The following is a 12,011-nucleotide window of genomic DNA, read 5'->3' as shown; positions in this document are numbered from 1 at the left end:
CAGCCGGACGTTGCGCTAGAAACCGAGCTTACGGAGCTGTTTCGGGTCCCGCTGCCAGTCCTTCGCCACTCGGACGTGCAGGTCAAGGTAGACCCGGGTACCGAGCAGCTCCTCGATCTGCCGCCGCGCCCGGATGCCGACGTCCCGGAGCCGGCTGGCCCGGTGCCCGATCACGATCGCCTTCTGGCTCGGCCGCTCGACGTACACATCGGCGTAGATCTTGATGACCCGTTCCGCGGAGATCATCTCCTCCACCACCACCGCGATGGAGTGCGGCAGCTCGTCCCGCACCCCCTCCAGCGCCGCCTCCCGGATCAGCTCGGCGACCAGCACCTGCTCCGGTTCCTCGGTGAGCATGTCGTCCGGATAGAGCTGCGGTGACTCCGGCAGGTAGCGGGTCATCACGTCCACCAGCGTGTCGACCTGGTGCCCGGAGACCGCGCTGACCGGCACGATCTCCGCGAAGTCGGCCAGTTCACTCACCGCGACCAGCTGCTTGGCCAGCTGCTCCCGGTCGACCAGGTCGGTCTTCGTGACCACGGCGAGCACGGTCGCCTTCAGCTCGGCCAACTCGCCGGTGATGAAGCGGTCGCCCCGGCCGATCGGCTCGTCCGCCGGGATGCAGAGGCCGATCACATCAACCTCGCTCCACGTCTGCCGCACCAGATCGTTGAGGCGCTCGCCGAGCAGCGTCCGGGGCCGGTGCAGGCCCGGCGTGTCGACCAGCACGAGCTGCGAATCGGGCCGGTGCAGCACCGCCCGGATGACGTGCCGGGTTGTCTGCGGCTTACTCGACGTGATGGCGATCTTCTGCCCGACGATCGCGTTGGTCAGCGTTGACTTACCGGCGTTCGGCCGTCCAACAAAGCAGCCGAAGCCCGCCCGGTACGGCTGCCGAAGGTGCGCGGAAGTCACTCGGTCACCGTCCCGAGAACCGTGCCGTCCGGCGCCGCCACGTGGATCGGCGCGTCGGCGGCGAGGTCACGGACCGCCGCATGGCCGGCGGCGTCCAGCGTCGACGCCTCGGTCACCACCGCCGCGGCCTCCAGCCGGGTGCAGCCAGCCGCCGCCGCCGAGCCCACGGCGAGCTGAAGCGCGGTCAACGCCAGCGACGGCAGCGAGACGCTCGCCGCGGCGTAGGTCCGGCCGTCCTGGTCCCGGACCGCGGCACCTTCGACGGCACCGATCCGGCCGCGCGCCCCCCGGGCCAGGACGACCAGTTTGGCGTCCTCGGCGGTCAGCTCCACCGGGGTAGACCCGGTGGACGGTACGGCGGGTGAATCAGGCATCGGCGGGTTGCCTCTCCTCGGCTTGGTCGGTGTCGTCCGGGGCGTCGGCGGATTCGCCACGCTTCGGATCGTGCTGTTGGTCGGCCGGCTCCACCCGACGCACCAGGACCGTGTCGATCCGGTTACGCCGCCCGGTGGTGCCCTCAGCGAGCAGCCGCAGACCGGCCACCTCCACCTGGGCACCGGGGATCGGGACCCGGCCCAGGGACTGTGCGAGCAGGCCGCCCACCGTCTCCACCTCGTCGTTGGGCAGCTCGGTGTCGAACAACTCGCCGAGGTCCTCCACAGGTAGCCGCGCGGTTACCCGCACCGCATCGTCGTCGAGGTGCTCGACCGGCGGACGCTCAACATCGTACTCGTCGGTAATCTCGCCGACGATCTCCTCCAGGATGTCCTCGATAGTCACCAGCCCGCCGGTCCCGCCGTACTCGTCGACGACGATCACGAGGTGGTTCCGGGCAGCCTGCATCTCCGATAGGAGATCGTCAACCGGCTTGGACTCCGGCACGAAGGTGGCCGGGCGCATCAACTCGGCCACCGGGAGGCGCCGATCCTCCGGTGCGCCGCCCTGCGTACGCCGGATCAGGTCTTTCAGGTAGAGCACGCCGAGCACATCGTCAACGCTGTCGCCGATGACCGGGATCCGGGAGAAGCCGGACCGCAGAAAGAGCGCCAGGGCCTGGGAGAGCATCTTGTGCCGCTCAATCCAGACCATTTCGGTACGCGGCACCATCACCTCCCGGACGATGGTGTCACCGAGCGCAAAGACCGAGTGGATCATCTGCCGCTCGCCGTGCTCCACCACGCCGCGCTGCTCGGCCAGATCGACCAGTTCACGCAGCTCCACCTGGGTGGCGAAGGGACCCTCCCGGAAGCCGCGCCCGGGGGTGACCGCGTTACCGATCAGGATCAACAGAGAGGCGAGGGGGTTGAGTGCCCGACCCAGCCAACGCACCAGCGGCGCCACCCCGCGACCCACCGCGTAGGCGTGCTGTCGGCCGATGGTGCGCGGCCCGACACCGACCACCACGAAGCTGACCACGGTCATCGCCCCGGCCGTCACCACCGCGGCCAGCCAGCCGGCGCCGAGCGAGTCGACCGCGACCAGGGCCACCAGGGTGGTCGCGCTCAGCTCAGCGAGCAGCCGCAACAGCAGCAACAGGTTGAGGTGCCGGACCACGTCCCCGGCGACAGACTGTAACGCTCGGGCGCCCCGGGCTCCGTCGCGGACCAACTCGGCCGCGCGGGCCGGCGAGACCGCGGCCAGCGCCGCCTCGGTCATTGCGATCAGGCCGGCGAGGACCACCAGGCCAGCCGCGAGGAAGACCAGTTGCACGTCGGGCAGGCCGGACGCGCCGGCCGTTGTTGCGGCAAGAGAGGCCATCATCGTGACCGGGTCGACCGCCAACTCACCAGCAGCCGGGCCTGGAGGGCGAACATCTCCCGCTCCTCCTCCGGCTCGGCGTGGTCGTATCCGAGCAGGTGCAGCACCCCGTGCACGGTGAGTAGGTGCAGCTCGTCGGCGGTGGAGTGACCCGCGGTCGCCGCCTGCTTCGCGGCCACCTCGGGGCAGAGCACGATGTCACCGAGCAACGCCGGCTCGGCGCCGACGGTGGCGTTCTCCCCCGGCCCGTGGTCGACGCTGCCCTCGTCCATCGGGAAGGCAAGGACATCGGTGGGGCCGTCCCCGCCCATCCAGCGATGGTTCAACTCGGCCATGTAGTCGATATCGACAAGCAACACGGAGAGCTCGGCGAGCTGGTTGACCCCCATTTCGTCGAGGGCGTGCCGGGCGACGGCGAGTATCGCGTCGGTGTCGACGTCAACCCCGGACTCATTGGCAATCTCGATGGACACTGTCTTCCTTCGCTTCGTTAGCGGCGCCGACCGGCGCGGCCACCCTGGGCGGGCCGCCCGGGCACCGCCTGCACGCTCTTCGCCTGCTGGCTTTCCCGCTCCACGTCCCAGCGGGCGTACGCGTCAACGATCTCCCCAACCAGCCGGTGTCGAACCACGTCCGAGCTGGAGAGCTGGGCGAAGTGCACGTCCGCCAGATCGGTGAGGATCTCCCGGACGACCCGCAGGCCACTGGTCGTCCCGCCGGGAAGGTCCACCTGGGTAACGTCGCCGGTCACCACGATCCTGGAACCGAAGCCGAGCCGGGTGAGGAACATCTTCATCTGCTCCGGCGTGGTGTTCTGCGCCTCGTCCAGGATGATGAACGCGTCATTGAGCGTACGACCCCGCATGTACGCCAGCGGCGCCACCTCGATCGTGCCCGCCGCCATCAGCTTCGGGATCGACTCCGGGTCGAGCATGTCGTGCAGCGCGTCGTACAGCGGTCGCAGGTACGGGTCGATCTTCTCGTTCAGCGTGCCGGGCAGGAAGCCCAGCCGCTCGCCCGCCTCGACCGCCGGCCGGGTGAGGATGATCCGGTTGACCTGCTTGGCCTGCAGCGCCTGGACCGCCTTCGCCATCGCCAGGTAGGTCTTGCCGGTGCCGGCTGGACCGATACCGAAGACGATGGTGTGCGCGTCGATAGCGTCGACGTAGCGCTTCTGCCCGAGCGTCTTGGGGCGAATGGTACGACCACGTCGGGAGAGGATGTTGAGCGTCAGAACCTCGGCGGGCCGTTCGGCACTGCCCTGCTCGAGCATGCCAACGGTGCGCCGGACAGCATCGGTGGTCAGCGTCTCACCTTTCTCGATGAGTTCTATCAATTCGCCAAAGAGCCGCTCGGCGAGAGCGTTGTCCGCGGGTGCGCCGGTGATCGTGATCTCGTTACCCCGAACGTGCACGTCGCTGTTTACGGAGCGCTCGACCAGTCGCAGGATCTCGTCGCCCGCACCGAGGAGATTGACCATGATCCTCGGTTCCGGGACGGTGATCCTGGTCTGTGCCCGGGGCGGGCCGGGAGGTGGAGTGCTGGTCATAGGTTGGGCCGAGTGGCCCTGCCCCACCTGCTCTCGATCTCGGCGCCGGGCTGGTCGCCGCGGCGTGCTGGTCGTTGCCCCCATGGTATCGGTTCAACCGCCGGGGCACCTCGCCCAATTCCCCTGCCCGGCACCGACCGGCCGACCCCCGCCGCCGTCAGCTGAGGTTCCCGGCCAGCATCGGCCCGAGCGGCGCGCCACCGAGCAGGTGTGCGTGGACATGAAAGACCTCCTGACCGCCGTACGCTCCGGTGTTGAAGAGCAGCCGGAAGCCATCACCGAGCAGGCCTTCCTCCTCGGCGACCGCGGCGGCGGTGGCGAGCACCTCACCGGCGAGCCCCGGGTCCCCCTCCGCCAGGGTGGCCACGTCGGCGTAGTGCTCCTTCGGAATCACCAGCACGTGCACCGGAGCCTTCGGACCGATGTCACGGAACGCGAGGGTTGTCTGGGTCTCCCGAACAACAGTGGCGGGAATCTCACCGGCGACGATCCGGCAGAACAGACAGTCAGTTGTATTCACCGAGGCAGTGTAAGGAAACGCTCCGGACACCGCCGCCCAGAGCGGAAGAACCGGCGCTACCAGCGGCCAAGGCGGGCGGCGAGCACCGAAAGCGCCGCCACCCCGGCGGTGGAGGTACGCAGCACCGACGGGCCCAGCCGCACCGTCCGGGCTCCGGCCCCGGCGAAGGCGGCCAGCTCGGCCGGGGCTACGCCGCCCTCGGGACCGACCACCAGCACGATCTCGCCGCGGTCGGGTAGCTCCGCGGTGACCAGACGTTCCTCCGCCTGCTCGTGTAGCACGAACGCCGCCGCAGCGCCGACGATCCGACGGGCCACCTCGGAGGTGGACTCGGCCGGGGCGCCGGTCACCACCGGCAGCCAGGCCCGGCGGGCCTGCTTCGCGGCCTCCCGCGCGGTGGCGACCCACTTGCCCCGGGCACGTGCCCCCCGATCACCCCGCCACTGGGTGACCGAACGCCCGGCTGTCCAGGGCACGATCGCGTCCACGCCGACCTCGGTCATCGCCTGCACGGCCAGCTCACCCCGCTCCCCCTTGGCCAGCCCCTGAACGACGACGAGCCGGTGGGCGGGGGCGGCGAGGTGATCCCGGGAGGTGATCCGAAAGTCAAGGACACCCTTTCCCACCGCCGTGACCACGGCGACGGCCGTGCCGCCGCAACCGTCAGCGAGCAGCAACTCCTCGCCGACCCGCAACCGCTGCACCGTCGCGGCGTGATGCCCCTCCGGCCCGTCCAGGGTCGCCGTCTCGGCGGTGGGCAACGAATCAACCAGGAACAGCGGCGCGGACACGGTGCCAGGCTAGCGACCGGCCCGGTGCCCCGGGCCGCTGGCCTGGGACACCGGGACCGGTCGAGTCAGGCGTGGCCGTTGAAAGCGTCGCGCATCCGGGAGAAGAAGCCCCCCTGCTTGGTCAGCTCGGCGACCTCCTCGCCCCGGGTCTGGGCGAACTCGCGCAGCATCTGTTCCTGGTCGGCGTCCAGCTTGGTGGGCGTCCGCACATCCAGGTGGACGAACAGGTCACCCCGGCCGGTCCCCCGCAGGTGCGGCACGCCGCGGGCGCGAAGCCGCAGCATGCTGCCGGGCTGGGTGCCGGCCTTGACGTCAACCGGCTCCTCGCTGTCCAGCGTCTTGATGGTCAGGCGGGTGCCAAGCGCCGCCGTCGTCATCGGGACAGCCACCCGGCAGTGCAGGTCGTCGCCCTTGCGGGAAAAGACATCGTGCGGGCGCTCGTGGATCTCCACATAGAGGTCGCCGGCGGTGCCACCGCCGGGGCCCACCTCGCCCTGTTGGGCCAGTCGGATCCGCATCCCGTCCTCGACCCCGGCGGGAATCTTGACGGTCAGCGAACGCCGGGTCCGCACCCGGCCGTCCCCGGCGCAGGTGGGGCAGGGGTTCGGAATCGTGGTGCCATGGCCCTGACAGGCGGTACACGGCCGGGCCGAGACCACCTGCCCGAGGAAGGTGCGCTGCACCGACTGCACCTCGCCCCGCCCGCCACACGCCTCGCAGGTCTCCGGATGGGTGCCGGCGGCGGTGCCCGCACCGGAACAGGTGGTGCAGAGGACGGCGGTGTCGACCGTGATCGGCGCCTCCACGCCGAACGCGGTCTCGGGCAGGTCCAGTTCGAGGCGCAGGATCGCGTCGGAGCCCGGTCGGGTGCGGGGACGCGGCCCCCGTCCGCCGCCGCCGGCGGCCCCCCCGAAGAAGGCGTCCATGATGTCCTGGAAGCCGACGAACGGACCGGCCTCGCCGGGTCCACCCGGGCCGCCGCCCCCGCCGCCCGGGGCGAGCGGGTCGCCACCGAGGTCCACGATCTGCCGCTTCCGGTCGTCGGAGAGGACCTCGTACGCGGCGTTGATGTCCTTGAACTTCTCTTGCGCCGCCGCGTCCGGATTCACGTCCGGGTGGTACTGGCGCGCGAGCTTGCGGTAGGCGCGCTTGATCTCGTCGTCGGAGGCTTCCCGGCTCACGCCGAGGATGCCGTAGTAGTCCTTGGCCACTGCGTTCGGTGTCCTCATGTTCGTCTCGCTTGCGCCGACCGCCGGCCCGGTCCGGCCGGACGGTAATGCCTAGTTCTGGGCTAGCAGGTCGCCCACGTAGCGCGCCACGGCCCGAACCGTGGCGATGGTGCTGGGATAGTCCATCCGGGTCGGCCCGACCACTCCGAGACCCCCCAGGATGGTCACCCCTGGCCCGTAGCCGGTGCTCACCACCGAGGTGGCCCGGAGGTTGTCGATCTCGTTCTCGTCGCCGATCCGGACGCGCATCGCGCTCGGCTCGACCTCCCCAATGAGTTTGAGGAGGACCACCTCCTCCTCCAACGCCTCCAGGATGGGGCGCAACGATCCCTGGAAGTCGAGCAGACCACCGCGGGTGAGATTGGCGGTGCCGGCGAGGGCGATGCGCTCCTCGTGCCGTTCGACCAGCGTCTCCAGCAGGACGGTGGAGAGGGTGATCATGGCCGGGCGCAGCTCACCGCTCACCTCGTCAACCAACGCCTGCACCAGCGGCGGTGTGTCGGCGAGCCGGGTACCGACCAGCTTCTCATTGACCAGCTGCCGCAGATCGATCACGTCGTCCGGGGGGATCGGCCCCGGTAGCTCGACGAGCCGCTGCTCGACCCGACCGGTATCGGCGATCATGACCAGCATCAGCCGGGTCGTGGAGATCGGCACCAGCTCCAGGTGCCGGACCGAGGAGCGAGCCAAGGATGGGTACTGCACGACGGCGACCTGCCGGGTCAGCTGGGCCAGCAGCCGGACCGTGCGGTGCACCACGTCGTCGAGGTCAACCGCGCCGACCAGGAAACGCTCGATCGCCCGGCGCTCGGCCGGGGTGAGCGGCTTCACCCGGGACAGCCGGTCCACGAAGAGCCGATAGCCGCGGTCGGTGGGCACCCGGCCGGCGCTGGTGTGCGGCTGCCGGATGTAGCCCTCCTCCTCCAGGACCGCCATGTCGTTGCGGACGGTCGCCGGGGAGACTCCGAGTTGGTGGCGCTCGACCAGCATCTTGCTGCCGACGGGCTCCTGCGTGGCGACGTAGTCTTCGACGATCGCGCGCAGCACCGCGAGTTTGCGGTCGTCGAGACCCATCCTTCCCCCCTCCTCCTGCGACGCGTCGGCGGTCGAGGCGCTTCCTGGCACTCGACTCTAGCGAGTGCCAGTCTACGTCGGCACGCCCGCCAACGCGATGATCAACAAAGATCGAGTACCGTCATCGAATGATGCGGCTGGGCCCGCCGCCCAACCCGACGGTCCGCCTAAGGTGATCATCTGGACAGCCGGGATGGCGCCGCACTGGGGCTGGTTGTCCCCTGCGCCTACGGTGACCCCATGACGGAACCACCTCGCCCTCCTACCGGCGGAGAGCCTGGGCTACCCGGCCCGGGTCCTGACGACCCCACCACCCCGATGCCCGGGACATCTGACCCGGGTAGCTGGCCGCCACCGGGCAGCTACCCACCCCCCGGCGCCATGCCACCGCCCGGCGGCTATCCACCCAGCGATGCCGGCTTCCCACCCGGCGGAGGGTACGGCCCACCCGGCGGAGGGTACGGCCCACCCGGCGGAGGGTACGGCCCACCCGGCGGAGGGTACGGCCCACCCGGCGGAGGGTACGGCCCACCCGGCGGAGGGTACGGCCCACCCGGCGGTTACGGAAACAGCGAGGACCGGATGTGGGTCCTCGGCGCGCACCTCGGCGGCGCCGTCGGCGCACTGATCAGCGTTGGTCTGCTCGGGTTCGTCGCCCCACTGATCGCCTACCTGGCCCGCGGCAACCAGTCACCAGCCGTCCGCGCGCACGCCCAAGCGGCGCTCAACTTCCAGATCACCTGGTCGCTAATCGCCTTTGTCCTGCTCTTCGTGGGCGGGTGCCTGCTGTTCCTGCCGAACATCACCGTCGTGGTGATGCAGGTCGTGTTCGGCATCATCGCCGCCCTCCGGGCGAATGAGGGCCGGCAATACCGCTACCCGATGTCGGCCAAGCTCATCAAGTGAAGCCCGACTGGCCGGATCCCGACCGAACGGGTTCCGGCCGGGCCGGCTCCGCTGTTGCCCGGTCCCATCGCCGTCGCGGTCCACACCGGCACCGACCAATCATCCGATTTGCCCATCCCGACTGGATGACGGGATACGAGTGGTTCGTGAGCGCTGGGCCGACGAGGACCGGAAGGCGCCGATCAGCCGAGCAGGTCCCGCACCACCGCGTCCGCGAGCAACCGACCGCGCAGGGTCAACACCGCCCGACCACCGCCATACGCCGCCGCGGCCAGCAGACCGGCTGCCCGGGCCCGATCGGCGCCGGCACGACCGACGGGGTCCAACACGTCCAGCGGTAGGCCCGTGGCGAGCCGGAGCCGCAGCATGACATCCTCCAGGTGCGCCTCGTCGACGGTCAGCACCTCCCGGGCCAGGCCCGGCGACGCACCCGCCGCGAGCCGTTGCGCGTACGCCGTGGGGTGTTTGACGTTCCACCAGCGCACCCCCCCAATGTGGCTGTGTGCCCCCGGGCCGAGGCCCCACCAGTTGCCGCCGGTCCAGTACAAAAGGTTGTGCCGGCACCGGGCAGCCGGGGTCCGCGCCCAGTTGGAGACCTCGTACCAGGAGAACCCGGCGGCGTCGAGGGCCGCCTCCGCGGCCAGGTAGCGGTCCGCGGCGACGTCGTCGGAGGGCTGCGCCAACTCGCCCCGCCGCACCTGGGCCGCGAGCCGGGTCCCCTCCTCCACGATCAGGGAGTACGCGCTGACGTGGTCCACCCCCGCGGCGACCACCTCGTCGAGCGAGGCGGCGAAGTCGGCCGCGCTCTCCCCCGGCGTCCCGTAGATCAGGTCCAGGTTGACGTGGTCGAACCCGGCCTCCCGAGCCTCCCGGGCGGCGGCGACGGCCCGGCCGGCGCTGTGCCGCCGATCCAGGATCGCGAGCACTCCGGGCGACGCGGACTGCATACCCAGGGAAATCCTCGTGTAGCCGGCAGTCCGCAGCGCGGCGAGAGATCGCGGGGTGACCGACTCCGGGTTGGCCTCCGTGGTGATCTCCGCGTCGGTGGCCAACCCCCAGGTGCGATCGATGCCGTCGAGGATCCGGGCGAGGTCCGCCGCGGGCAGCAGGGTGGGGGTGCCACCGCCGACGAAGACCGTGTCGACCCGGGGCGGAGGGTTCCCGCGCAGCACACGGGCGGCCAGCGCGAGTTCGGCGAGGACCGTGTCGGCGTACTCCTCCCGGCTGGCGCCACCCCCCAACTCGGCGGCGGTGTAGGTGTTGAAGTCGCAGTACCCGCACCGGCTGGCACAGAAGGGGACGTGTACGTACACGCCGAACCCCCGCGTTCCCACCGAGGTCAGGGCGGTTGTGGGCAGCGATCCATCCACCGGGATGCGCTCGCCTTCTGGTAGGACACCGGGCATGGCCACTAGTGTGCCCGCATGACCTCTCCCGACGCGCTGGTGCGGGCCGCCACGGCCGGCGGGGTGATCACCCTCACCCTGAGCAGCCCGCACAACCGCAACGCGCTCTCCACCCCGCTGATGACCCAGCTGCTCGACGGACTCGCCGCGGCGGTCGCCGACGACGCCGTGCGCGCGGTCGTGCTGGACCATGCCGGGCCGGTCTTCTGCTCCGGCGCCGACCTGAAGGAGACCGCTGCCGCGTACGCCAGCGGCACGGTGCCGGCCGGGATGCTCGGTGACGTGCTCGCGGCCGTGTCGGAATGCCCAAAGCCGGTGGTGGCGCGGGTGGCCGGGCCGGCACGGGCCGGCGGGCTGGGCCTGATCGCCGCGGCCGATCTGGCGATCTGTGCCCAGGAGGCGACGTTCGCCTTCACCGAGGTCCGAATCGGGGTGATCCCGGCGGTGATCTCGGCAACGGTACTGCCCCGACTGCGGCCCCGTGCCGCGGCCGAGCTCTACCTGACCGGGGACACATTCGACGGGCAGCGGGCCGCCGAGGTCGGTTTGGTCACCGCGGCGGTACCGCTGGCGGAGTTGGACGCCGTCGTCGCCCGCTACTGCGATTCACTGGTCCGGGGCGCACCCGGCGCACTGGCCGGGGCCAAACAACTGCTCCGCCGCCCCACCGCGACCGATCTGCGGGGCGAGCTCACCGACCTGGCCGCCCTCTCCACCGGCTACTTCCTCTCCGCGGAGGGGCTGGAGGGCGTGTCGGCGTTCCGGGAGAAGCGGCCAGCGAGCTGGGTGCCGGGCCAGTAGCCCGATTCTTGGCGGGCCCGGCACGGGCGGTAGCCCCGGGTTTCTGGCCGGCGCAGCACGGGAAGGCTGACGCCCACCGCCGCCTCGACCGACCGGCAGCCGAACCGACGAACGCCCGGGCAGCGCCGCCCCGGCTGGCCGGCGGCTCACGGGCACCCGGGGCTTACTCTTGTCGGACTCGTCGAAACAGGGGGTGCAGGTGCGGACTCGGGCAGTCGTAGCGGCTGGCGTCGTTCTGGCGCTCGTCGCCATGGTCGGGCTCTTCGTCACCTTCCGGCACATCGCGGACGGGATTCGGCTCCCGTTCGCCGGGCGGAGTTGCACGGTGCAGGCAGGCGGCCAGGTGGAGCTCGATGCCGGCCAGATGGCCAACGCGGCGACAATCGCGGCTATCGGGGCGCAGCGCGGCATGCCGGAACGGGCGGTCGTGGTGGCGCTGGCGACCGCGTACCAGGAGTCGGGGCTGCGCAACCTGGCCGGCGGCGACCGGGATTCGGTGGGCCTGTTCCAGCAACGGCCCAGCCAGGGCTGGGGCTCGCCAGCCGAGATCCGGGACCCGCGGTACGCGACGAACACCTTCTACGCCGCGCTGGCGAAGGTGCGCGACTGGGAAGAGATGCGGGTGACCGACGCCGCCCAGACGGTGCAGCGCTCGGCCTTCCCGGAGGCATACCAGAAGTGGGCCGACGAGTCGGAGGTGCTGAGCCGGGCCCTGCTCGGTCAGGCCAGCGGAGCGGTGGCCTGCGCCGTCAACGACGATCCGGAGCACCGCGGCGCCGCGGCGACCGCGGCGCTGGCCCAGGGGCTCACCCTGGACTGGGGGCTCGCCCCCGAGGCCGCGGCGGCCGGCCCGACCCGGCTGACCGTGACCGTGGACGACGAGCAGGGCGGCTGGCGGTACGCGCACTGGCTGGTGTCCCACGCCCAGGACAACGGCGTCCAACTGGTCCACTTCCGAGGGCTACGGTGGACCGCGGAGGAGGGCGTCTGGGCCCCGACAACCGGCAAACAGAGCCCCACCCGGGTGGTCGCCGAGGTCCTCGACGCCTCCTGAGGTCGACC

General features: G+C 71.0%; 13 protein-coding genes. 3 read left to right on the top strand and 10 right to left on the bottom strand.

Annotated features, from left to right (window positions below):
• Positions 1-15: 15 nt before the first annotated feature.
• From era to hrcA, 9 genes are all read right to left on the bottom strand, one after another.
• The gene (gene era, locus B118_RS0120870) at positions 16-915 is read right to left on the bottom strand and encodes a GTPase Era (RefSeq protein ID WP_018223036.1); all 900 of its coding nucleotides are present in this window, start codon (positions 913-915) and stop codon (positions 16-18) included.
• A complete protein-coding gene (locus B118_RS0120865) occupies positions 912-1,289 on the bottom strand; it encodes a cytidine/deoxycytidylate deaminase family protein (protein WP_026185761.1) in 378 nt (125 codons plus the stop codon). Before B118_RS0120865 ends, era begins: the two co-directional genes overlap by 4 nt.
• Positions 1,282-2,697: a hemolysin family protein gene (locus tag B118_RS0120860; protein ID WP_018223034.1), complete on the bottom strand. Its 1,416-nt coding sequence runs from the start codon at positions 2,695-2,697 to the stop codon at positions 1,282-1,284. Before B118_RS0120860 ends, B118_RS0120865 begins: the two co-directional genes overlap by 8 nt.
• Complete coding sequence (gene ybeY, locus B118_RS0120855) at positions 2,673-3,146, bottom strand: rRNA maturation RNase YbeY (RefSeq protein ID WP_018223033.1); 474 nt, start codon at positions 3,144-3,146, stop codon at positions 2,673-2,675. The genes B118_RS0120860 and ybeY overlap by 25 nt, the downstream gene beginning before the upstream one ends.
• A 17-nt stretch (positions 3,147-3,163) precedes the next feature.
• Positions 3,164-4,222, bottom strand: coding sequence for a PhoH family protein (locus B118_RS0120850; RefSeq protein ID WP_026185760.1), 1,059 nt, complete (start codon positions 4,220-4,222; stop codon positions 3,164-3,166).
• Between the two features lie 157 nt (positions 4,223-4,379).
• Positions 4,380-4,742: a histidine triad nucleotide-binding protein gene (locus tag B118_RS0120845; RefSeq protein ID WP_028193358.1), complete on the bottom strand. Its 363-nt coding sequence runs from the start codon at positions 4,740-4,742 to the stop codon at positions 4,380-4,382.
• A 56-nt stretch (positions 4,743-4,798) separates the two neighbouring features.
• A complete protein-coding gene (locus tag B118_RS0120840; RefSeq protein ID WP_028193357.1) occupies positions 4,799-5,533 on the bottom strand; it encodes a 16S rRNA (uracil(1498)-N(3))-methyltransferase in 735 nt (244 codons plus the stop codon).
• 65 nt (positions 5,534-5,598) lie between these two features.
• The gene (gene dnaJ, locus B118_RS0120835; protein ID WP_018223029.1) at positions 5,599-6,744 is read right to left on the bottom strand and encodes a molecular chaperone DnaJ; all 1,146 of its coding nucleotides are present in this window, start codon (positions 6,742-6,744) and stop codon (positions 5,599-5,601) included.
• A gap of 69 nt (positions 6,745-6,813) precedes the next feature.
• On the bottom strand, positions 6,814-7,836 hold the full coding sequence (gene hrcA, locus B118_RS0120830) for a heat-inducible transcriptional repressor HrcA (protein WP_018223028.1): 1,023 nt from the start codon (positions 7,834-7,836) through the stop codon (positions 6,814-6,816).
• A gap of 240 nt (positions 7,837-8,076) precedes the next feature.
• Between hrcA and B118_RS33120 the strand changes: the two genes are divergently transcribed.
• Positions 8,077-8,742: a DUF4870 domain-containing protein gene (locus B118_RS33120; protein ID WP_238324066.1), complete on the top strand. Its 666-nt coding sequence runs from the start codon at positions 8,077-8,079 to the stop codon at positions 8,740-8,742.
• A gap of 182 nt (positions 8,743-8,924) precedes the next feature.
• Here the strand turns inward: B118_RS33120 and hemW are convergent, their stop codons facing one another.
• Positions 8,925-10,148 (bottom strand): radical SAM family heme chaperone HemW, encoded by a 1,224-nt coding sequence (gene hemW, locus B118_RS0120820; RefSeq protein ID WP_018223026.1) that lies wholly within the window; start codon positions 10,146-10,148, stop codon positions 8,925-8,927.
• Positions 10,149-10,166: 18 nt separating this feature from the next.
• Here hemW and B118_RS0120815 point away from each other — a divergent pair, with 18 nt between their 5' ends.
• The gene (locus tag B118_RS0120815) at positions 10,167-10,949 is read left to right on the top strand and encodes an enoyl-CoA hydratase-related protein (RefSeq protein ID WP_018823829.1); all 783 of its coding nucleotides are present in this window, start codon (positions 10,167-10,169) and stop codon (positions 10,947-10,949) included.
• Positions 10,950-11,142: 193 nt separating this feature from the next.
• The gene (locus B118_RS0120810) at positions 11,143-12,003 is read left to right on the top strand and encodes a hypothetical protein (protein WP_026270945.1); all 861 of its coding nucleotides are present in this window, start codon (positions 11,143-11,145) and stop codon (positions 12,001-12,003) included.
• Positions 12,004-12,011 lie beyond the last annotated feature (8 nt).

The sequence above is a fragment of the Salinispora pacifica CNR114 genome, assembly GCF_000514775.1.
GTDB lineage: Bacteria > Actinomycetota > Actinomycetes > Mycobacteriales > Micromonosporaceae > Micromonospora > Micromonospora pacifica.
The sequence above is the reverse complement of the archived record's forward strand: the minus strand, read 5'-3'. Positions and strand labels throughout refer to the sequence as shown.

Bases quoted from the DNA above. Each gene is read 5' to 3' on its own strand.
- hrcA (WP_018223028.1), bottom strand. From the start codon at position 7,836: ATGGGTCTCGACGACCGCAAACTCGCGGTGCTGCGCGCGATCGTCGAA.
- hemW (WP_018223026.1), bottom strand. From the start codon at position 10,148: ATGCCCGGTGTCCTACCAGAAGGCGAGCGCATCCCGGTGGATGGATCG.
- B118_RS0120865 (WP_026185761.1), bottom strand. From the start codon at position 1,289: ATGCCTGATTCACCCGCCGTACCGTCCACCGGGTCTACCCCGGTGGAG.
- B118_RS0120815 (WP_018823829.1), top strand. From the start codon at position 10,167: ATGACCTCTCCCGACGCGCTGGTGCGGGCCGCCACGGCCGGCGGGGTG.
- B118_RS33120 (WP_238324066.1), top strand. From the start codon at position 8,077: ATGACGGAACCACCTCGCCCTCCTACCGGCGGAGAGCCTGGGCTACCC.
- B118_RS0120850 (WP_026185760.1), bottom strand. From the start codon at position 4,222: ATGACCAGCACTCCACCTCCCGGCCCGCCCCGGGCACAGACCAGGATC.